This is a genomic window from Pseudomonas sp. RA_5y_Pfl1_P24 (assembly GCF_963970945.1).
GTDB lineage: Bacteria > Pseudomonadota > Gammaproteobacteria > Pseudomonadales > Pseudomonadaceae > Aquipseudomonas > Aquipseudomonas tritici.
In genome coordinates this window covers 1-19384 of the sequence record NZ_CAXAOJ010000013.1, presented here as the reverse complement: position 1 = coordinate 19384, position 19384 = coordinate 1, and the positions used below count along the sequence as shown (strand labels likewise).

Annotated in this window: 21 protein-coding genes; 12 read left to right on the top strand and 9 right to left on the bottom strand. The window is 59.4% G+C overall.

Features of this window, described 5'->3' with window-relative positions; all coding sequences use genetic code 11:
• The first annotated feature begins 44 nt into the window (after positions 1 to 44).
• The 8 genes from AACY30_RS21085 (at position 45) to AACY30_RS21050 (ending at position 7670) form a co-directional block, all read left to right on the top strand.
• Entirely contained in the window at positions 45 to 1193 is a 1149-nt protein-coding gene (locus tag AACY30_RS21085; RefSeq protein WP_339541079.1) for an iron-containing alcohol dehydrogenase, read from the top strand.
• Positions 1194 to 1277: 84 nt separating this feature from the next.
• Positions 1278 to 1952 (top strand): ribulose-phosphate 3-epimerase, encoded by a 675-nt coding sequence (gene rpe, locus AACY30_RS21080; protein ID WP_034101050.1) that lies wholly within the window; start codon positions 1278 to 1280, stop codon positions 1950 to 1952.
• Complete coding sequence (locus AACY30_RS21075; RefSeq protein WP_339469818.1) at positions 1949 to 2767, top strand: phosphoglycolate phosphatase; 819 nt, start codon at positions 1949 to 1951, stop codon at positions 2765 to 2767. Before rpe ends, AACY30_RS21075 begins: the two co-directional genes overlap by 4 nt.
• A 70-nt stretch (positions 2768 to 2837) precedes the next feature.
• Positions 2838 to 4319, top strand: a complete 1482-nt coding sequence (trpE, locus tag AACY30_RS21070) for an anthranilate synthase component I (protein WP_339541078.1) — start codon at positions 2838 to 2840, stop codon at positions 4317 to 4319.
• 9 nt (positions 4320 to 4328) lie between these two features.
• Complete coding sequence (locus tag AACY30_RS21065; protein WP_339415434.1) at positions 4329 to 4922, top strand: aminodeoxychorismate/anthranilate synthase component II; 594 nt, start codon at positions 4329 to 4331, stop codon at positions 4920 to 4922.
• Positions 4923 to 4931: 9 nt separating this feature from the next.
• Complete coding sequence (gene trpD, locus AACY30_RS21060; protein ID WP_339469821.1) at positions 4932 to 5981, top strand: anthranilate phosphoribosyltransferase; 1050 nt, start codon at positions 4932 to 4934, stop codon at positions 5979 to 5981.
• On the top strand, positions 5978 to 6814 hold the full coding sequence (gene trpC, locus AACY30_RS21055) for an indole-3-glycerol phosphate synthase TrpC (RefSeq protein ID WP_339469822.1): 837 nt from the start codon (positions 5978 to 5980) through the stop codon (positions 6812 to 6814). The genes trpD and trpC overlap by 4 nt, the downstream gene beginning before the upstream one ends.
• Before the next feature lie 160 nt (positions 6815 to 6974).
• Positions 6975 to 7670, top strand: coding sequence for a lipoate--protein ligase family protein (locus AACY30_RS21050; RefSeq protein ID WP_339469823.1), 696 nt, complete (start codon positions 6975 to 6977; stop codon positions 7668 to 7670).
• On the opposite strand, the gene crp is transcribed toward AACY30_RS21050, so the two are convergent.
• Complete coding sequence (gene crp / locus AACY30_RS21045) at positions 7667 to 8311, bottom strand: cAMP-activated global transcriptional regulator CRP (RefSeq protein WP_065871978.1); 645 nt, start codon at positions 8309 to 8311, stop codon at positions 7667 to 7669. The genes AACY30_RS21050 and crp overlap by 4 nt on opposite strands.
• Positions 8312 to 8557: 246 nt before the next feature.
• Between crp and AACY30_RS21040 the strand changes: the two genes are divergently transcribed.
• A complete protein-coding gene (locus AACY30_RS21040) occupies positions 8558 to 8980 on the top strand; it encodes an OsmC family protein (RefSeq protein ID WP_005792019.1) in 423 nt (140 codons plus the stop codon).
• A gap of 61 nt (positions 8981 to 9041) precedes the next feature.
• On the opposite strand, the gene coq7 is transcribed toward AACY30_RS21040, so the two are convergent.
• The 6 genes from coq7 to hemJ all read right to left on the bottom strand — a co-directional run bounded on the left by coq7 (position 9042) and on the right by hemJ (position 13489).
• Entirely contained in the window at positions 9042 to 9689 is a 648-nt protein-coding gene (coq7, locus tag AACY30_RS21035; RefSeq protein ID WP_339415439.1) for a 2-polyprenyl-3-methyl-6-methoxy-1,4-benzoquinone monooxygenase, read from the bottom strand.
• Between the two features lie 116 nt (positions 9690 to 9805).
• Positions 9806 to 10144, bottom strand: a complete 339-nt coding sequence (locus AACY30_RS21030) for a histidine triad nucleotide-binding protein (RefSeq protein ID WP_003194682.1) — start codon at positions 10142 to 10144, stop codon at positions 9806 to 9808.
• Positions 10145 to 10190: 46 nt separating this feature from the next.
• Entirely contained in the window at positions 10191 to 10979 is a 789-nt protein-coding gene (locus AACY30_RS21025; RefSeq protein WP_339541077.1) for an SDR family NAD(P)-dependent oxidoreductase, read from the bottom strand.
• 62 nt (positions 10980 to 11041) lie between these two features.
• Positions 11042 to 12004, bottom strand: coding sequence for a DUF805 domain-containing protein (locus AACY30_RS21020; RefSeq protein ID WP_339469825.1), 963 nt, complete (start codon positions 12002 to 12004; stop codon positions 11042 to 11044).
• 69 nt (positions 12005 to 12073) lie between these two features.
• Positions 12074 to 13036, bottom strand: coding sequence for an NAD(P)H-dependent flavin oxidoreductase (locus tag AACY30_RS21015; protein WP_339469826.1), 963 nt, complete (start codon positions 13034 to 13036; stop codon positions 12074 to 12076).
• A gap of 24 nt (positions 13037 to 13060) precedes the next feature.
• Positions 13061 to 13489, bottom strand: coding sequence for a protoporphyrinogen oxidase HemJ (gene hemJ, locus AACY30_RS21010; RefSeq protein ID WP_339415443.1), 429 nt, complete (start codon positions 13487 to 13489; stop codon positions 13061 to 13063).
• A 135-nt stretch (positions 13490 to 13624) separates the two neighbouring features.
• On the opposite strand from hemJ, the gene argC reads away from it, so the two are divergent.
• Both argC and erpA read left to right on the top strand, forming a co-directional pair.
• A complete protein-coding gene (gene argC, locus AACY30_RS21005; protein WP_010206935.1) occupies positions 13625 to 14659 on the top strand; it encodes an N-acetyl-gamma-glutamyl-phosphate reductase in 1035 nt (344 codons plus the stop codon).
• A gap of 153 nt (positions 14660 to 14812) precedes the next feature.
• On the top strand, positions 14813 to 15163 hold the full coding sequence (gene erpA, locus AACY30_RS21000; RefSeq protein ID WP_003176443.1) for an iron-sulfur cluster insertion protein ErpA: 351 nt from the start codon (positions 14813 to 14815) through the stop codon (positions 15161 to 15163).
• Between the two features lie 77 nt (positions 15164 to 15240).
• On the opposite strand, the gene AACY30_RS20995 is transcribed toward erpA, so the two are convergent.
• Both AACY30_RS20995 and AACY30_RS20990 read right to left on the bottom strand, forming a co-directional pair.
• Entirely contained in the window at positions 15241 to 16332 is a 1092-nt protein-coding gene (locus tag AACY30_RS20995) for an anhydro-N-acetylmuramic acid kinase (RefSeq protein ID WP_339469827.1), read from the bottom strand.
• A 3-nt stretch (positions 16333 to 16335) separates the two neighbouring features.
• On the bottom strand, positions 16336 to 17745 hold the full coding sequence (locus tag AACY30_RS20990) for a peptidoglycan DD-metalloendopeptidase family protein (RefSeq protein ID WP_339541076.1): 1410 nt from the start codon (positions 17743 to 17745) through the stop codon (positions 16336 to 16338).
• Positions 17746 to 17954: 209 nt separating this feature from the next.
• Here AACY30_RS20990 and tyrS point away from each other — a divergent pair, with 209 nt between their 5' ends.
• Complete coding sequence (gene tyrS / locus AACY30_RS20985) at positions 17955 to 19154, top strand: tyrosine--tRNA ligase (protein ID WP_339469836.1); 1200 nt, start codon at positions 17955 to 17957, stop codon at positions 19152 to 19154.
• The last annotated feature ends 230 nt before the right edge of the window (positions 19155 to 19384 follow it).

Here is a 19384-nt window from a genome sequence, read left to right as displayed (position 1 = left end):
CAGCTATCCTTGTGCCAGCCCACCACCGATAGGAGGCCGCGCACATGAGTATTTCCTCATTCAAGATCGCCCATAAACTGCTGACCGGCGCGGGCGCCATCGAACAACTGGCCTTTGAGCTAACGCGACTGGATGTGGATAACCCGCTGATCGTCACCGACGCCGCGCTGGTCAAGTCCGGCACCGTGGCGCTGGCACTCGAACACCTGGGCGAACGCAGCTACGAAATTTTCGACCGCGTGCTGCCGGACCCGGAAATCGCCATTGTCGAAGATTGCATGCGCGTCTACCGCGACGGCGGGCATGACGGCTTGATCGGCCTGGGCGGCGGCAGTGCCATCGACATTGCCAAAAGCGTGGCCGCCTATGCCGGCTACCACGGCGCCCTGGCGGACTTGTTCGGCGTCGATCAGGTACCGCGCAAGGGGCCGCCGCTGATCGCCATTCCCACCACAGCCGGCACCGGCTCGGAAGTGACCAATGTAGCGATCCTCTCCGACAAGGTCGCGCAGCTGAAAAAGGGCATCGTCAGCGATTATCTACTGCCGGATGTGGCGCTGATCAGCCCGCAAATGACCCTGACCTGCCCGCGCAGCGTCACCGCCGCCAGCGGCGTGGATGCGCTGGTGCATGCCATCGAATCCTACCTGTCGCTGAACGCCTCGCCGATTACCGATGCATTGGCCATTGGCGCGATCAAGCTGATTGCCAACGCGTTGCCCAAGGCCTACGCCAACCCGGCCAACCTGCAGGCACGCGACGACATGGCCACCGCTAGCCTGATGGCGGGGATGGCCTTTGGGAATGCCGGGGTCGGCGCGGTGCATGCGTTGGCGTACCCGCTGGGTGGACGTTTCAATATCGCCCATGGCGTGAGCAACGCGCTGTTGCTGCCCTATGTAATGCACTGGAACAAGTTGGCCTGCGTGGAGCGCATGCAGGACATTGCCCAGGCCATGGGCGTGAATGTCACGGGGTTGAGCGTCAACGATGCCGCCGACCAAGCCGTCGAGGCTATGACGCGGCTGTGTGCCGCCGTCGAAATCCCGGCGGGGCTCCACAGTTTCGGGGTGCCCGAGGACGCTATCCCGGCCATGGCCGTGGAAGCGGCGGGCATTGAGCGGCTGATGCGCAACAACCCGCGCAAGCTCAGCGCAGCCGATATCGAGAAAATCTATCGGGCCGCGTACTAGTCATTGAGCCAGGTCACGGTGCGCGCGGCAAAGCATGAGGTATACAATGCGCGCCATCGTGATTTAGCTCAAAAAAGGTGCGTCATGCAGCCCTTCGTCATTGCTCCATCGATTCTCTCCGCCGACTTCGCCCGCCTGGGTGAGGAAGTGGACAAGGTGTTGGCCGCCGGTGCCGACTTTGTGCACTTCGATGTCATGGACAACCACTACGTGCCCAACCTGACCATCGGCCCGATGGTCTGCGCCGCGCTGCGCAAGTACGGCATCACTGCGCCGATCGACGCGCACCTGATGGTCAGCCCGGTGGACCGCATCATCGGTGACTTCGTGGAAGCCGGCGCGACCTACATCACTTTCCACCCGGAAGCCTCGCTGCACGTCGACCGCACCTTGCAACTGATCCGCGAAGGCGGCTGCAAGGCGGGCCTGGTGTTCAACCCTGCCACCCCGCTGGACGTGCTCAAATACGTGATGGACAAGGTCGACATGGTCCTGCTAATGAGCGTCAACCCAGGTTTCGGCGGGCAGAAGTTCATCCCCGGCACCCTCGACAAACTGCGCGAAGCCCGTGCACTGATCGACGCTTCTGGCCGTGACATTCGCCTGGAAATCGACGGCGGGGTCAACGTCAATAACATCCGCGAAATCGCAGCAGCTGGCGCCGACACCTTCGTGGCCGGCTCGGCGATCTTCAACGCGCCGGACTACCAGGAAGTCATCGCCAAGATGCGCGCCGAATTGGCGCTGGCACGTCCGTGAGCGGCTTTGAGCAACTGTTCCCCGGCAAATTGCCACGGCTGGTGATGTTCGATCTGGACGGTACCTTGATCGACTCGGTGCCCGACCTGGCGGCGGCGGTGGACGAGATGCTGCTCAAACTGGGACGCAAGCCCGCCGGGATCGAGTCGGTGCGCGAGTGGGTGGGCAACGGCGCGCAGATGCTGGTGCGCCGGGCTTTGGCCGACAACATTGATGCCGAAGGGGTGGATGAGGTCGAGGCCGAACACGCCTTGGAACTGTTCAACGCCGCCTATGAAGACGGCCACGAATTGACCGTGGTTTACCCCGGCGTGCGCGACACCCTCAAGTGGCTGAGCAAGCAGGGCGTGGAAATGGCCCTCATCACCAACAAGCCGGAACGCTTCGTCGCGCCGCTGTTGGACCAGATGAAAATTGGCCGGTATTTCCGCTGGATCATCGGTGGTGATACCTTGCCGCAGAAAAAACCCGACCCGGCGGCACTGTTTTTCGTGATGAAAATGGCCAATATCCCGGCCTCGCAGTCGCTGTTTGTCGGTGATTCGCGCAGCGATGTGCAGGCGGCAAAGGCCGCGGGCGTGCAGTGTGTGGCCCTCAGTTACGGCTACAACCATGGCCGGCCGATTGCCGAAGAGTCGCCTTCATTGGTAATTGATGACCTGCGCCTGCTAATCCCCGGTTGCTTGGGAGCGAGCGCTGAGATAACGTTGCCTGATACCGATCCGTCCCCTTCTGGAAATTCCATCGTGGTGGTCACTCGCAAACTCTGGATGAAAGTCATCAAGGCCCTGGCCCGCTGGCGTTGGCGCGCCTGACTGATCCTGGCCGCGCCATGCGGCACGTTTGCATACCTGACTGTTAGACCCTCAAGCCACGAGGCACATCATGACCCGCGAAGAATTCCTGCGTTTGGCCGCTGCCGGCTACAACCGCATTCCCTTGGCCTGCGAAACCCTGGCCGACTTCGACACGCCGCTGTCGATCTACCTGAAACTGGCCGACGAGCCCAATTCCTACCTGCTCGAGTCCGTACAGGGCGGCGAGAAGTGGGGCCGTTACTCGATCATCGGCCTGCCGTGCCGCACCGTGCTGCGTGTGCACGACCATCATGTGAGCATTACTCATGATGGCGTCGAGATCGAAGGCCACGATGTTGAAGACCCGCTGGCGTTCGTCGAGGCGTTCAAAGCGCGTTACAATGTGCCGAGCATCCCGGGTCTGCCGCGTTTCAACGGTGGCTTGGTGGGTTACTTCGGTTACGACTGTGTGCGCTACGTGGAAAAACGCCTGGGCAAGTGCCCGAACCCGGATCCGTTGGGTGTACCGGATATTCTGTTGATGGTCTCCGACGCGGTCGTCGTGTTCGATAACCTCGCCGGCAAGATGCACGCGATTGTGCTCGCCGACCCTTCCCAGGCCGACGCTTTCGAGAGCGGCCTTGCCAGCCTCGAAGCCCTGCTGGAGAAGCTGCGCCAGCCGATCACTCCGCGTCGCGGCCTGGACCTCAGCCGTCCGCCAGCCGCTGACCCGATCTTTCGTTCAAGCTTTACCCAAGATGACTACGAGCGCGCCGTCGATACCATCAAGGAATACATCCTTGCCGGTGACTGTATGCAGGTGGTGCCGTCGCAACGCATGTCCATCGACTTCAAGGCTGCGCCGATTGACCTGTACCGCGCGCTGCGCTGCTTCAACCCGACGCCGTACATGTACTTCTTCAACTTTGGTGACTTCCACGTGGTGGGCAGTTCGCCGGAAGTGCTGGTGCGCGTCGAAGACAACTTGATCACCGTGCGCCCGATCGCCGGGACGCGCCCACGTGGCGCGACTGAAGAGGCGGATTTGGCGCTGGAAGAAGACCTGCTGAGCGACGACAAGGAAATTGCCGAGCACCTGATGCTCATCGACCTGGGCCGTAACGACACCGGGCGTGTCTCGGAAATCGGTTCGGTCAAGCTCACTGAGAAGATGGTGATCGAGCGTTATTCCAACGTGATGCACATTGTGTCCAACGTCACCGGTGAGCTGAAAGCCGGCTTGACGGCGATGGACGCACTGCGCGCGATCCTGCCGGCGGGAACCTTGTCGGGCGCGCCGAAGATCCGTGCGATGGAAATCATCGACGAGTTGGAGCCGGTCAAGCGCGGTGTCTACGGCGGCGCCGTGGGGTATTTCGCCTGGAACGGCAACATGGACACGGCCATTGCGATCCGCACGGCCGTGATCAAGGACGGGGAGCTGCACGTGCAGGCCGGTGGCGGGATTGTCGCCGACTCGGTGCCGGCCCTCGAATGGGAAGAAACCCTGAACAAGCGCCGCGCGATGTTCCGCGCTGTTGCGCTGGCTGAACAGACCCCCAATTCTTGAGGTTTCCCCATGTTACTGATGATTGATAACTACGACTCCTTTACCTACAACGTTGTGCAGTACTTGGGTGAACTCGGTGCCGAGGTCAAGGTAGTGCGCAACGATGAACTGAGCGTGGCTGAAATCGCTGCGCTGAATCCGGAGCGCATCGTGGTGTCGCCAGGCCCATGCACGCCGACCGAGGCGGGTATTTCCCTCGAAGCCATCAAGTATTTCGCCGGCAAGCTGCCGATCCTGGGCGTGTGCCTGGGCCACCAGTCTATCGGCCAGGCGTTTGGCGGTGACGTGGTGCGCGCGCGCCAGGTGATGCACGGCAAGACCAGCCCGGTGTTCCATCATGATGTGGGCGTATTTCATGGGCTTAACCTGCCGGTGACGGTGACCCGTTACCACTCGCTGGTGGTCAAGCGTGAAACCCTGCCGGAATGCCTGGAACTGACCGCCTGGACCCAGCTGGAAGACGGCTCGGTCGATGAAATCATGGGCTTGCGCCACAAGACACTGAATATCGAAGGGGTGCAATTTCACCCCGAGTCGATCCTGACCGAGCAGGGCTACGAGCTGTTCGCTAATTTTCTCAAGCAGAGCGGCGGCACGCGCTAAGGACTTTCCATGGATATCAAGACTGCCCTGAGCCGTATCGTCGGCCATCTGGACCTGAGCACCGCTGAAATGAGCGATGTGATGCGCGAGATCATGACGGGTCAATGCAGCGATGCGCAGATCGGCGCCTTCATGATGGCAATGCGCATGAAGAGTGAGAGCATCGACGAGATCGTCGGCGCCGTGTCGGTGATGCGCGAGCTGGCGGACAAGGTTGAGCTCAAGACCCTCGACGGCGTGGTCGACGTGGTCGGCACCGGCGGTGATGGTGCCAATATCTTCAACGTGTCGACGGCGGCATCGTTTGTGGTCGCGGCGGCCGGATGCACCGTGGCCAAGCACGGCAACCGTGCAGTGTCCGGCAAGAGCGGCAGTGCCGATTTGCTGGAAGCCGCGGGCATCTACCTGAACCTGACGCCGGTCCAAGTGGCGCGCTGCATCGATAACGTCGGTATCGGCTTCATGTTTGCTCAATCCCACCATGGCGCAATGAAACACGCTGCAGGCCCGCGCAAGGACCTCGGCCTGCGCACCCTGTTCAACATGCTCGGCCCGCTTACGAATCCGGCCGGTGTGAAGCACCAGGTGGTGGGCGTATTCAACCAGGCGCTGTGCCGGCCATTGGCGCAAGTGCTGCAGCGCATGGGCAGCAAGCATGTGCTGGTGGTGCATTCCAAAGATGGCCTGGACGAATTCAGCCTGGCGGCACCGACCTTCGTGGCGGAGCTCAAAGATGACCACGTCACCGAGTACTGGGTCGAGCCGGAAGATTTGGGCATGAAGAGCCAGAGCCTGCACGGCCTGGCAGTGGAAAGCCCGGCGGCGTCCCTCGAGCTGATTCGCGATGCCCTGGGGCGTCGCAAGACCGAGAATGGTCAAAAAGCCGCTGAGATGATCGTTTTGAATGCTGGCGCGGCACTTTATGCAGCCGACCATGCCTATAGTCTTAAGGAAGGGGTCGCCTTGGCCCACGATGCGCTGCACACCGGTCTGGCTCGCGAGAAGCTGGAAGAGCTGGGAGCATTCACCGCGGTATTCAAGATGGAGAATGAAGGATGAGTGTGCCGACCGTTCTGGAAAAGATCCTGTCGCGCAAGGCTGAAGAAGTCGCCGAGCGCCGAGCCCGCGTGAGCCTCGCCGAACTGGAAGCTCAGGCAAAGATCGCTGATGCGCCGCGTGGCTTCGCCAATGCGCTTATCAAGCAGGCCAAGGAAAAGCAGCCCGCCGTCATTGCTGAAATCAAAAAGGCTTCGCCGAGCAAGGGCGTGATTCGCGAGATCTTCATTCCTGAAGACATTGCCAAGAGCTATGAGAAGGGCGGGGCGACCTGCCTGTCAGTACTGACCGATATCGACTACTTCCAGGGTTCCGACCTGTTCCTGCAGCAAGCTCGCGCCGCGTGCAAGTTGCCGGTGATCCGCAAGGACTTCATGGTCGATCCGTACCAGATCGTCGAAGCCCGTGCGTTGGGTGCTGACTGCGTGTTGCTGATCGTTTCCGCCCTGGATGACGTGAAGATGGCCGAACTGGCGGCCGTGGCCAAAAGCGTCGGCCTGGATGTGTTGGTGGAAGTGCACGACGGCGATGAGCTGGAACGCGCACTTAAAACCCTCGACACGCCGCTGGTGGGCGTCAACAACCGTAACCTGCACACCTTCGAAGTCAGCTTGGAAAACACACTTGACCTGCTGCCGCGAATTCCGCGCGACCGATTGGTGATCACCGAGAGTGGCATCGTCAACCGTGCTGATGTGGAGTTGATGGAGATCAGTGGTGTGTATTCGTTCCTGGTGGGCGAGACCTTCATGCGTGCCGAAAACCCGGGGGCGGAGTTACAGCGTCTGTTCTTCCCGGAGCGTGGTGCGGCGGTCAGTGGTTCGACATTGGACTGACTTGAACACGGTCAGGATTTGAAATGCAGTCTAAATGTGGGAGCGGGCTTGCTCGCGAATGAGGTACATCAGACACATATTCAGTGACTGACCCACCGCATTCGCGAGCAAGCCCGCTCCCACATTGGGTTTTGTGTTTATTCAGATAGGTAGGTGTTTGATGGTTAAGCCGGTGTCGATGACTGTTGAAGCTGGGCTGGCCGCCGAGCAAGCCTTGCTGGCAGCCGTTTGCGCCGGAGAGCAGGAATTCGGCCTGCTGTTCTGGCAACCCAGCGATCAAGCCTTGGTGATGCCGCGTCGTTTAAGTCGGCTACCGGCGTTCGAAACCGCCAGCCAGGTCTCGGCCGCCGCCGGTTGGCCTGTATTGCTACGCGAGACCGGCGGTGAGCCGGTGCCGCAATCAAGTGCCACGGTCAATATCGCACTGGTCTACGCGCCACCGCGCAGCGAGGGCGATCAGAACCGCATCGAAACCGGCTACTTGCGTTTATGCCAGCCTATCTGCGACTTGCTGATCGAGCTGGGTGGCGACGCCTCTGTCGGCGAAATCGACGGGGCATTTTGCGACGGTCGCTACAACGTCAACCTCAACGGTCGAAAAATGGTCGGCACCGCGCAGCGCTGGCGCCAAAGCGGTGGCCGCCCGGTGGGGTTGGTGCACGGTGCCTTGTTGCTGGATAACGACCGCGATGCGTTGATCACGGCGGTCAACCGCTTTAACGAAGCCTGCGGTCTCGAGCAGCGGGTTCGCGCCGACAGCCATATCGCTCTGCACGAAGCCTTCCCAGCACCGGATGCGATCAGCCGGCTGGATACCTTGTATCGTCAAATGCTGGCCAGCGTCCTGCCGGGTTAACGGGTGCCGAACACCACCATCGTCTTGCCTTTGACGTGCACCAGGCTGCGCTCTTCCAAGTCTTTGAGCACGCGACCGACCATCTCCCGTGAACAGCCGACAATGCGCCCGATTTCCTGGCGTGTGACCTTGATCTGCATGCCGTCGGGGTGAGTCATGGCGTCGGGCTGTTTGCACAACTCCAGCAGGCAGCGCGCTACTCGGCCGGTCACATCAAAGAATGCCAGGTCGCCGACCTTGCGCGTGGTGTCGCGCAGGCGCTGGGCAATCTGCCCGCTGAGGGCGTAGAGGATGTCGGGATCCTGCTGGGCCAGTTCGCGGAACTTGGCGTAGCTGATCTCAGCGACTTCGCACTCGATCTTGGCACGTACCCAGGCGCTGCGTTTCTGTTCCTTACCGGCTTGTTCGAACAGCCCCAACTCCCCAAAAAAATCTCCGGTGTTCAGGTAGGCGATGATCATCTCCCGGCCGTCTTCATCCTCGATCAGAATGGTGACCGAGCCTTTGATAATGAAGAACAGTGTTTCTGAACGTTCGCCGGCGCAGATGATGTTGTGCTTGGCCGGATGGCGACGGCGCTGGCAGTGCATCAACAGTTTGTCGAGATTCTTGATCTTGGATATGGGAGTAAGGGCAACCATGGTTGTGTCCCGAAAAAACTGCGCGAGGTAGTTGGAGTCGTTGTATTCGTCGGTATCGGCATTGATACACATTGCATGAATGGTGGCGAAGAGCCATCCATTTGGCGCCAGCTTAACAGACACATCCTGTCTCGATTAGCCCATTTTTGGCGCAAACCCTGCTATTGATCGCTTTTGCGTGAAACGCTGACGCGTGCGGGCCCTGTGCTAAGCTGGCGACCCTTTTTTAGCAGTGGAGTCTGGGCGATGAAGGCACGCATCCAATGGGCGGGCGAAGCCATGTTTCTCGGAGAGTCGGGCAGTGGCCATGTGGTGGTCATGGACGGCCCTCCGGAAGCCGGTGGCCGTAACCTGGGCGTACGCCCGATGGAAATGCTCCTGCTTGGCGTAGGCGGTTGCAGCAATTTCGACGTGGTCAGCATCCTGAAAAAGTCCCGCCAGGCCGTGGAAAGCTGCGAAGCCTTCCTGGAAGCCGAGCGCGCCACTGAAGATCCCAAGGTATTCACCAAGATCCATATGCATTTCGTGGTGAAGGGCCGGGCGTTGAAGGAAGCCCAGGTCAAGCGTGCTATCGAGCTGTCGGCTGAGAAGTACTGCTCGGCGTCGATCATGCTCGGCGCGGCCGGTGTGGCCATCACCCATGATTACGAAATCATCGAATTGGGCTGATCGCTCAATCGGCAAAAAGAAAGGGCGCTGTGACGGCGCCCTTTTTTTGGATTTTATACGCTTAGATACGATAGGTGCTTTTGGTCATGACCTTGGCCAAGAGGCTCATGCCTAACCTTACCGGCGCCGGGAAGCGGAAACCGCCAGCATCCAGTGCGCTTTCGGCGTGGTGTTCTTCATCGATACGCATCTGCTCAAGAATCGCCCGGGACTTTTCGTCTTCGGCCGGCAGTTGTTCCAGATGCTCATCCAGATGCTTGCACACCTGACGTTCGGTCGCCGCGACAAAACCCAGGCTGACCTTGTCGCTGATCAGCCCGGCAGTAGCGCCGATACCAAACGACAAGCCATAAAACAGCGGGTTCAGCACGCTGGGATGGCTGCCGAGTTGGCGAATGCGTTGTTCGCACCAGGCCAAGTGATCGATTTCCTCTTCGGCGGCATGTTCCATGGCGGCGCGTACCTGCGGCAACTTGGCAGTCAGCGCCTGGCCCTGGTAGAGCGCCTGGGCACAGACTTCACCGGTGTGGTTGATGCGCATTAGGCCGGCGACGTGGCGGGTCTCGGTCTCGCTCATCTGTGCGTCGGGGCGCACGATGGCGGGCGAGGGGCGATACGGTTGGCCGCTGAATGGCAGCAGCGTGCGCATGGCCGTGTCGGCTTGCAGCAACAAACGGTCAATCGGCGAGTAGTGACGTTGGGTAGTCATGCTGACCTCCGGGAAGAATCTCGGCGGCCAGTTTACCGCAAGAGAGGGGGAAGCGTTTGCGCCGCGTCAAGGGCATGGGGTCGCAGCCTGGGTCACGACCCATGTTCGAGGGCCGATCAGCCCGGCGGCCAGTTCATCTGGCGCTGACCCAGCACGTGCATATGGATGTGATAAACGGTCTGCCCGCCGTCTTCATTGCAGTTCATCACCACACGAAAACCTTTTTCGCAGCCTTGCTCAACGGCCAGGCGCTGGGCGGTGAACAGAATATGACCTGCTAGGGCTTTGTCGTCTTCTGTCAGGTCGTTCAACGTGCGGATAGGTTTCTTGGGAATGACCAGAAAATGCACGGGTGCTTGCGGTGCAATATCGTGGAAGGCCAGGACCTGGTCATCCTCGTAGATAATCTTCGCGGGTATTTCTCTGTTGATGATCTTGGTGAACAGAGTATCCACAGCTGTTTCTCCATTATGAATGTGCAGGGTGAGTGTACTCAGCCGTTCAGCGCGGGCAATAGGCCTTGTTAATGGCACCGGCGATCTTGCGGGTCAGCCATCGGGGGCTGAAACGTGGACTGAAGGCGATCCAGCGGTTGCGTCGGCCGGGAATGATGATGGCTTTGTTCTTTTCCAGGGCGCGCACGGTATAAAGCGCCACTTCTTCGGGGCTCATCAGTTGTTGGCTACGGTCGAGCTTGGCGGTGTCCATTTGCGCGGTGCCGAAGAATGCAGTGCGTGTCGGGCCGGGGCAGAGGACCGAGACCTTGATGCCGCAGGTCTTCAACTCTTCGCGCAGACCTTCGGAAAAGTGCAGTACGTAGGCTTTGCTGGCGTAGTAGGTGCTCATCCACGGGCCTGGCTGGAATGCCGCGACGGACGCTACATTGAGAATCTGCCCGCCGCCCTTCAGGGCCATGGTGTTACCGAGGGCATGGCACATACGAGTCAGGGCCAGGATGTTGACCTCTATGAGGTCTTGCTCGGTCATCCAGTCCTGAGCCAGGAAGGGACCGCTGGTGCCGATGCCGGCGCAGTTCACCAGCAAGTCGATCTGCCGTTCGCCTTCTTCAAGCTCCAGCAGGAAGCCGGACAAGCGCAGTGGCTCGCCCAGGTCGCAGGCCCGGAACAGCACCTCGACACCGAAGCGTTGAGTCAATTCGATTGCAATGCTTTCCAACTGATCACGCTGGCGGGCCACCAGAATCAAGCTGCGGCCGCGACGGGCCAGCGCTTCGGCCAAGGCCAGGCCGATGCCGCTGGAGGCGCCGGTGATCAGAGCGTAACGGGTCATGCCTTTCTCCATCGCAACACCGCCGCGCCTGTGACAAAGGCATCACAGGCCGGCGCGTTTCTTTACTGTTCTGGAGAGTCTACAGGTTCGCCCGCTTCGTCAGCACTTTGCGCTTCGTCTTCTTCTACGGCCGTGGCTTGGTCGGCATCTTCATCGGCGGTGATGGAGCTGCTTTCGTAGCTGCTGTCCATGTTGGCTTCGAGTTGGTTCAGGTAACCGTTCATGCCCAGGGTCACCACGATGGCGAGCATGACTGGGATAAACGCCAACCACAGCGTGGCCAGGACTTTTACCGCTGTGGAGTTGCGGGGTGGTGGTGCGCCGTATTGGTTGGCGCCTGCATTTCCTGGCAATACCAGCAACAGGATCGGGAAGACGCTGTTCACCAGCGGTACCAGGTTGAGGAAGTACAGCCAGCCTGACCAACCCAGATCGTGCAGGCGCTGCACACCGATTTGTACACTGACCCACACCAGCGCAACAAACAACGCGAGACCCAGCAACACCCCAAGGAGGGTACCTGCGGTTGGCGAGGCGGTGGCGACCGCAAAGCTGACGGTGCTGATGATGCCACCCGCGACCAGCATCGCTAGGGTCAACACGAGTGTCCAGGCGAGATACCGCAGTCGCCCGATGCGCCCGTGGATAGTGAAGACTTTTAGGGTGGAGTACTCCGGCAGGTTTTCACCTACGGCAGCGCGCGGCGGTGCATAGGGTGAAGCGTCCGGGCGGGAGAAGTCGGAAGCCCCGGAATCCGTCTCATGGGTTTCGGCGAGGCTGAAGGCTACGGGTTGTTCGGCTTCGATGCGTGCGTCGACCCCGGCGTTTTTCAGCGCGGTGAGGTAGGTTTCCGCATCCGGGCGCGACAGGTCACGTTTGAGCGCAACAGGGCGGCCGGTGAAGAGCTTCTCGATGGCTTCAACTTCGCTCTTGAACAGCTCGGCCAGGTTCAGTTTTGCTGTGGTGCTTTCGACGCCCGGGAGCAAGGCCCCATCAAACACAATCTTGAAACGGTTGTCGCTCATGCGGGCTTCCTTGTCACTTGTTCAGGGAGGTTGTGCAGGCCCGCTCAAGCGGCGGGCCTTGCGGTTGGGTCAGCGAGGCCAGCGCAGTTGAACTGCCTGTTCGCGTGCCTTGCGGTATTCGGCATCGAGGCGCGCAACCAGTTCATCGACACTTGGCAAATCATCGATTTCACCGACACCTTGGCCGGCAGACCATACAGTCTTCCATGCTTTGGCCTCGTCGCTCAACGGTTTGAGCTTGGAGCCAAAGTTGACTTCGCCTTTGCCTTGCAGGGCGGCGAGGTCGAAGCCGGCGTTTTCCAGGCTCTGGCGCATAAAGCTGGCGGGGACGCCGGAGACAGCAGGAGTGTGCACGATGTCGGCGGCGCGCGATGTGAGCAGCATCTCTTTATAGGCATCCGGGGCATGGCTTTCAGTGGTGCCAATAAAGCGAGTGCCGAAATAGGCCAAGTCGGCGCCGAGCAGTTGGGCGGCGAGAATCTCGTGCCCGTGGTTGAGGCAGCCGGCCAGCAGCAGCGTTTTGTCGAAGAACTGGCGAATCTCGGCGATCAGCGCGAACGGGCTCCAAGTGCCAGCATGGCCCCCGGCGCCCGCGGCTACGGCGATCAGGCCATCCACGCCGGCTTCGGCCGCCTTTTCAGCGTGGCGCCGAGTGGTGACGTCGTGGAACACCAGGCCGCCGTAGCTGTGCACGGCGTCTACCAGTTCCTTCACAGCGCCCAGGCTGGTAATGACGATCGGTACTTTGTGTTCAACGCAGATCGCCAGGTCCGCCTCCAGGCGCGGGTTGCTGCTGTGCACGATCAGGTTGACGGCGTAGGGCGCAGGATTGTCCAGCGCTGCCAGGCCCGCTTCGATTTCCTCCAGCCAGGCCTTGAAACCGCTGCTTTCGCGTTGGTTAAGCGCCGGGAAGCTCCCGACCACCCCATTGCGGCAGCACGCCAGGACCAGTTGCGGGTTGGAAATCAGAAACATCGGCGCAACCACGACGGGCAGGCGCATACGTTGTTCAAGCAGAGCGGGCAGCGACATTGGAGGTACCCCGAGTAATTGAAGTTAGAACGGTTTGACCACGACTAAAATTACGATAGCCAGCAATATCAGAACGGGTACTTCATTGAACCAGCGATAAAAGACATGGCTGCGGGTGTTCTCGCCACGGGCGAAACGTTTTACCTGAGCACCGCACATATGGTGGTAGCCGATCAGCAACACCACCAGGGTCAGCTTGGCGTGGATCCAGGCGCCCGATTGAAAGATGCCGGGGTTGAGGGCGATCAGCCAAATACCGAATACCAGGCTGGCCAGCATCGCCGGATTCATGATGCCGCGGTACAACTTGCGCTCCATGACGCTGAAGCGTTCCTTGCTGACGGTGTCCTCGCTTTGGGCGTGGTAGACGAACAGGCGTGGCAGGTAGAACAGCCCGGCAAACCAGCAGACGATGCTGACAATGTGGAAGGCTTTGATCCATAGATAGAGCATTTCTAGTTATTCCCAGGTTCACGGTAACTGAAGATAGTAGTGGCTCATGCGCCCGTACGTCACGTTGACGGTTGTCGCAGGACGATACGGCCCCTATTATCGACGGCTTTCCAGTGGTTCGTTGAGGGCAGGTTTATGGTCAAGGTCGGTATCGTCGGCGGCACGGGTTACACCGGTGTCGAATTGCTGCGTCTGTTGGCTCAGCATCCGCAAGCTGAGGTTGTGGTCATCACCTCCCGATCCGAGGCCGGCCTGGCCGTGGCCGACATGTATCCGAACCTGCGAGGCCATTACGATGGCCTGGCGTTCAGCGTTCCGGACATCAAGACCCTGGGCGCCTGCGACGTGGTGTTCTTCGCCACCCCTCATGGTGTTGCCCATGCCTTGGCTGGTGAGCTGCTGGCGGCGGGCACCAAGGTGATCGATCTGTCGGCGGACTTCCGTTTGCAGGACGCTGATGAGTGGGCCAAGTGGTATGGCCAGCCTCACGGTGCGCCTGAACTGCTGGAGGAAGCTGTCTATGGCCTGCCGGAAGTCAATCGTGAGCAGATCAAGCAAGCGCGTTTGATCGCGGTACCCGGTTGCTATCCAACAGCCACTCAACTGGGTTTCCTGCCATTGCTGGAGGCTGGGTTGGCGGACGCTTCGCGCTTGATCGCAGACTGCAAGTCGGGCGTGAGCGGTGCTGGCCGTGGCGCGGCGGTCGGTTCGCTTTATTCCGAGACGTCAGAAAGCATGAAGGCCTATGCAGTAAAAGGGCATCGCCACTTGCCGGAAATCCGCCAGGGGCTGCGTCGCGCGGCCGGTAAAGACGTGGGCCTGACCTTCGTACCGCACCTGACGCCGATGATTCGCGGCATTCACTCTACGTTGTACGCAACGGTGGTTGATCGCTCGGTAGACCTTCAGGCGCTGTTCGAAAAACGTTATGCCAACGAACCGTTCGTCGACGTTATGCCAGCCGGCAGCCACCCGGAAACCCGCAGCGTGCGTGGCGCCAATGTGTGCCGGATTGCTGTGCATCGTCCGCAGGATGGCGACCTGGTCGTGGTGCTGTCGGTGATCGATAACCTGGTCAAGGGCGCGTCGGGCCAGGCGGTGCAGAACATGAACATCTTGTTTGGCCTGGATGAGAAGCTGGGCCTGTCCCACGCAGGCATGCTGCCTTAAGGGCAGCGGCAAGCTTCAAGTCATCAGCGGCAAGCTTGAAGCTAGTAGCTCGAAGCTTGCCGCTGCTCCCATAATAGTTGACCGCTTTTCTAGGAGAAGCGGATAATGCCTGCCATTACGCATATGGCGGCGGTGCGCCGGGAGATTATTAGCATGAGCGTTGAATCCTTCACCCCCACGGCTTTGCAATTCACCCACGGTGCTGCGCACAAGGTGAAGAGCCTGGTCGATGAAGAGGGTAATGATCGCTTGAAGCTGCGCGTATTTGTTACGGGCGGCGGTTGTTCAGGGTTTCAGTACGGTTTTACCTTCGATGAAGATGTAGCCGATGATGACACCATCGTTGAACGCGAGGGCGTGAGTTTGGTCGTGGACCCGATGAGCTTCCAATACCTGGCAGGAGCCGAGGTGGATTACCAGGAAGGTCTGGAAGGTTCGCGTTTCGTGATCAAGAACCCTAACGCTACCACCACCTGTGGTTGCGGGTCTTCGTTCTCGATCTGATCGACAGGGCATGTTAAAACGCCGCTTGGCTGTGATAGGCCAAGCGGCGTTTTGCTGTCTGCGGATTCTGGAGGCGGTCAGGCAGGGTAGATCGCGCCCAGTACCCGAAGCCCGCGTGCACCGGTGACGCTGGGGCGGTTGGCGGCAATGCCTTCAAGGCAGCAATGGGCCAACCAGGCGAAGGCCATGGCTTCGACCCAGTCGGGGTCCACGCCGTAGGTGGCGGTGCTGCTGACCTGGGTTGATGGCAACAACGCGGCTAGCCGACTCATCAGCGTGGCGTTGTGAGCGCCGCCACCACACACCAGCAGCGTTTCTGTCTGGGGCTGGGCGGACCGTAGGGAATCGACAATGGTCAGGGCGCTCAGCTCCAGCAGCGTGGCTTGCACATCCTGAGGCTCGAACGCGGGCAAGTGGCTGAGGTGTTGGTGCAGCCATCCCAGGTTGAACACTTCGCGCCCGGTGCTTTTAGGGCCCTTGGTCACGAAGAATGGGTCACTGAGCAGGTCGTTGAGTAGTTGAGCCTCTACCTTGCCGCTCGCCGCCCACTGCCCATCACGATCAAAGTGTTCGCCGCGTTGTTGGTGTATCCATGCATCGAGCAGGACATTGCCCGGGCCGCAGTCGAAGCCGGCTACAGGTTTGCCGGTCTCGATCAGGCTGAGGTTGCTGAAACCTCCTACATTCAATACTGCGCGGTTACCGGTGTGGTCACTAAACAGTGCTTCATGGAATGCGGGCACCAGTGGGGCGCCCTGGCCGCCGGCGGCAACATCACGACTGCGGAAGTCGCTGACCACGGTGATACCCGTCAGCTCGGTGAGCAGGGCTGGGTTGCCGATTTGCACGGTAAAGCCCCGGGCGGGTTCATGGCGGATGGTCTGGCCATGGCTGCCAATTACGCGAATGTCCTGAGGCTTGAGGTTTTGTTGCTTGAGCAGAGTGTGAATGCCTTGAGCGGCAAGATTCACCCAGTTCTGTTGGGCAATGGCTGAACGGGCGATCTCATCTGGGCCGCTGGCGCACAGAGCAAGCAGCTCGGCGCGCAGGGTTTCCGGCATGGGAATGTAGTGCGTGGCGATCAGCTTGATCGCCGGATATTGCTCGATCAAGGCAATGTCCAGTCCATCGAGGCTGGTCCCGGACATCACGCCTAAGTAGAGCGCCATACTTTAACGCTTCGCCGAAGCCAGCAGGGTGGAGCGCTCCTGGTCCATGCGTGCCATCAATGGCTGGCTCTGTTGCATGAACCGTGCACGCTCGGTCTTGGCGATCGGGTCGGCCATCGGTAGCTTCTGACCCAGCGGGTCGACGTGTACGCCATTGACCTGGAACTCATAGTGCAAGTGCGGCCCGGTAGAGAGGCCAGTGGTACCGATATAGCCGATCACTTGGCCTTGCTTCACGGTGCCGCCAGTGTGCACACCCTTGGCAAAGCCCTGCATGTGGCCATACAGCGTACGGTAGGTGTTGCCGTGCTGGATGATCACGGTATTGCCGTAGCCACCACGACGGCCGGCCAGCAGCACTTTACCGTCGCCTGCTGCCTTGATCGGCGTGCCACGTGGCGCGGCATAGTCGACGCCTTTGTGGGCGCGGATTTTGTTCAGAATTGGATGCTTGCGACCCATGGAGAAACGCGAGCTAATGCGAGCGAAGTCTACCGGTGTACGGATGAAGGCCTTGCGCATGCTATTGCCGTCGGCGGTGTAGTAGCTGCTATTGCCTTGCTTGTTGGTGTAGCGCACGGCGGTGTAGGTCTTGCCGCGGTTGGTAAAGCGCGCGGAGAGGATGTTGCCAGTGCCCACAACTTTGCCGTTGACGACTTTCTGCTCGTAGATCACATCAAATTCGTCGCCTTGACGGATGTCTTGGGCGAAGTCGATGTCGTAGCCAAAAACACTGGCCATGTCCATGGTCATGCTGTGGGACAGTCCGGCGCGGGCGGCAGATTGCGACAGGGAGCTGTTGATCACCCCGTGAACGTAGGCCGAGCGCGTCACCGGTTTGGTGGTGATGCGGTTGAAGGCAAAGCCTTTGGCGCCTTTGGTCAGCGTGATGCTTTCAAGGTCGCTGACGGTACTGTGGAGCTTGTTGAGTTGGCCGTCGGGGGTCAGTTCGAATTCAAGCTTTTGACCGCGTTTGAGCTGGGTGAATTGCTTGGCTTGTTTGTCGCTGGCCAGTGCGTCGTTGAGGGTAGCGGCAGGCAGGCCGACTTTCTCGAACAGTGTCGATAGTGTATCGCCCTTGCCTACGATGATTTCGCGGTGCAGAGGACTCTTGGCCACCTCTACAGTCGGCGTCTCGCCAGCTTGCTGTGTGTCTTTCGGGCTGTTTTCTATCTGGGCGAAGGGTGAGCCGGCGGGGGCGTTTGTGGCTTGTTGCGCATCGGAAGCGTCTTGATCTTGTGTCAGTTGTTCAACTGGGCTTTCCAGGTCAAGGCTCAGGGATGTTCGTTTGGCTTCTACGTCACTGGAAGGGAATACCAGGAGTGCCAGGCTGAGAAGGGCGGCGATGCCACTTGCGGCGAGCAAGTGGGTCTTCGGGTAAAGCGGCGGCGCTTTAGACGGTTCAGTGGTCATAGGTAATTTTGACTTTGAAGATGAAATGGAAAAGATGAATGACATGATGAAGATGAAATAACTGTATAAAATATAACCAAATCATCTGTGGCGCAAGCTCGCGAACGCTGGGCTTGCTGAACGGTGTCCGTTCGCAGGGCAAAACTTGTAATTAGTCCCTGATCTTGTATGGTTGGTTCCCTTTTGAATCTGAGCCTTGCGGGTCTGTTATGAAGTCGGTTGAAGAACAGCTAGCGCTGATAAAACGTGGTGCGGAAGAACTGTTGGTCGAAGCTGAGCTGATCGAAAAGCTCAAGCGTGGTCAACCCCTGCGTATTAAGGCTGGCTTTGATCCGACGGCGCCGGATCTGCACCTGGGTCATACCGTGCTTATTAATAAGCTGCGTCAGTTCCAGGAGCTGGGGCATCAGGTCATCTTCCTTATAGGTGATTTCACCGGGATGATCGGTGACCCAAGTGGCAAGAGTGCCACGCGTCCGCCGTTGACTCGTGAGCAGGTGCTTGATAACGCCGAGACCTACAAGACACAGGTGTTCAAGATTCTTGATCCGGCCAAGACCGAGGTGGCGTTCAATTCTACTTGGATGGATCAGATGGGGCCGGCGGATTTCATTCGCTTGACCTCCCAGTACACCGTTGCGCGCATGCTTGAACGTGATGACTTCGACAAGCGTTACTCCACCAACCAGCCGATCGCCATTCATGAGTTCCTCTATCCGCTGGTTCAGGGCTACGACTCGGTAGCGTTGCGTGCTGATGTTGAGCTGGGTGGCACTGATCAGAAATTCAACCTCTTGATGGGGCGTGAACTGCAGCGTGCGTATGGGCAGGAGGCTCAGTGCATTCTGACCATGCCGTTGCTGGAAGGCTTGGATGGCGTCAAGAAGATGTCCAAGTCCTTGGGCAACTATGTCGGTATCCAGGAAGCGCCGGGTGTGATGTACGGCAAGCTCGTTTCGATTCCTGATGCGCTGATGTGGCGCTACTTCGAGTTGCTGAGCTTCCGCTCGATGGATGAGATCAATGCGCTGCGTGCTGACGTAGAAGCAGGCACTAATCCGCGTGACGTGAAAATCAAGCTGGCGGAAGAGATCGTTGCGCGCTTCCATGGTGAAGAGGCTGCGGCCAGTGCTCACCGTGCGGCGGGTAATCGTATGAAGGATGGCGAGCTGCCGGATGATCTGCCGGAGATTGAGCTGTCCGCTGTCGAGGCGATGCCGATCGCTGCTGTCCTTAATAAGGCGGGCTTGGTGAAGAACTCGGCGGTTGCGCGTGATTTGTTGGGTTCCGGTGGTGTGCGTATAGATGGTGAGGTTGTAGACCGCACCTTTATATGCGAGCTGGGTGCTACTCACGTTTGCCAGGCTGGAAAGAAGGCATTTGCGCGTATTACGCTTAAATCCGAATAAACCTGAAATTAAGTGTTGACGGCGATTTATATCTGTCTATAATTCGCCCCACTTCCGGCGCAGTCGAAACGGAAAACTCCTTGGTAAACAAAGAGTTATGCGAGATTCGACAGCGAGTTGCTTCAGTTCATCGAAGCCCAGAAGGAGTTGGTAGAGCAGTGTTGTTTGGCTCTATTAACGTTTCGATCCTCTCGGTCGAAAGCGGAGAAAAAGAGGTGTTGACAGCAGCG

What these genes read in the sequence shown, in the direction of transcription:
- AACY30_RS21085 (WP_339541079.1), top strand. Translation starts at nt 45, where the DNA reads ATGAGTATTTCCTCATTCAAGATCGCCCATAAACTGCTGACCGGCGCG.
- rpe (WP_034101050.1), top strand. Translation starts at nt 1,278, where the DNA reads ATGCAGCCCTTCGTCATTGCTCCATCGATTCTCTCCGCCGACTTCGCC.
- trpE (WP_339541078.1), top strand. Translation starts at nt 2,838, where the DNA reads ATGACCCGCGAAGAATTCCTGCGTTTGGCCGCTGCCGGCTACAACCGC.
- AACY30_RS21065 (WP_339415434.1), top strand. Translation starts at nt 4,329, where the DNA reads ATGTTACTGATGATTGATAACTACGACTCCTTTACCTACAACGTTGTG.
- trpD (WP_339469821.1), top strand. Translation starts at nt 4,932, where the DNA reads ATGGATATCAAGACTGCCCTGAGCCGTATCGTCGGCCATCTGGACCTG.
- trpC (WP_339469822.1), top strand. Translation starts at nt 5,978, where the DNA reads ATGAGTGTGCCGACCGTTCTGGAAAAGATCCTGTCGCGCAAGGCTGAA.
- AACY30_RS21050 (WP_339469823.1), top strand. Translation starts at nt 6,975, where the DNA reads ATGGTTAAGCCGGTGTCGATGACTGTTGAAGCTGGGCTGGCCGCCGAG.
- crp (WP_065871978.1), bottom strand. Translation starts at nt 8,311, where the DNA reads ATGGTTGCCCTTACTCCCATATCCAAGATCAAGAATCTCGACAAACTG.
- AACY30_RS21040 (WP_005792019.1), top strand. Translation starts at nt 8,558, where the DNA reads ATGAAGGCACGCATCCAATGGGCGGGCGAAGCCATGTTTCTCGGAGAG.
- coq7 (WP_339415439.1), bottom strand. Translation starts at nt 9,689, where the DNA reads ATGACTACCCAACGTCACTACTCGCCGATTGACCGTTTGTTGCTGCAA.
- AACY30_RS21025 (WP_339541077.1), bottom strand. Translation starts at nt 10,979, where the DNA reads ATGACCCGTTACGCTCTGATCACCGGCGCCTCCAGCGGCATCGGCCTG.
- AACY30_RS21020 (WP_339469825.1), bottom strand. Translation starts at nt 12,004, where the DNA reads ATGAGCGACAACCGTTTCAAGATTGTGTTTGATGGGGCCTTGCTCCCG.
- AACY30_RS21015 (WP_339469826.1), bottom strand. Translation starts at nt 13,036, where the DNA reads ATGTCGCTGCCCGCTCTGCTTGAACAACGTATGCGCCTGCCCGTCGTG.
- hemJ (WP_339415443.1), bottom strand. Translation starts at nt 13,489, where the DNA reads ATGCTCTATCTATGGATCAAAGCCTTCCACATTGTCAGCATCGTCTGC.
- argC (WP_010206935.1), top strand. Translation starts at nt 13,625, where the DNA reads ATGGTCAAGGTCGGTATCGTCGGCGGCACGGGTTACACCGGTGTCGAA.
- erpA (WP_003176443.1), top strand. Translation starts at nt 14,813, where the DNA reads ATGAGCGTTGAATCCTTCACCCCCACGGCTTTGCAATTCACCCACGGT.
- AACY30_RS20995 (WP_339469827.1), bottom strand. Translation starts at nt 16,332, where the DNA reads ATGGCGCTCTACTTAGGCGTGATGTCCGGGACCAGCCTCGATGGACTG.
- AACY30_RS20990 (WP_339541076.1), bottom strand. Translation starts at nt 17,745, where the DNA reads ATGACCACTGAACCGTCTAAAGCGCCGCCGCTTTACCCGAAGACCCAC.
- tyrS (WP_339469836.1), top strand. Translation starts at nt 17,955, where the DNA reads ATGAAGTCGGTTGAAGAACAGCTAGCGCTGATAAAACGTGGTGCGGAA.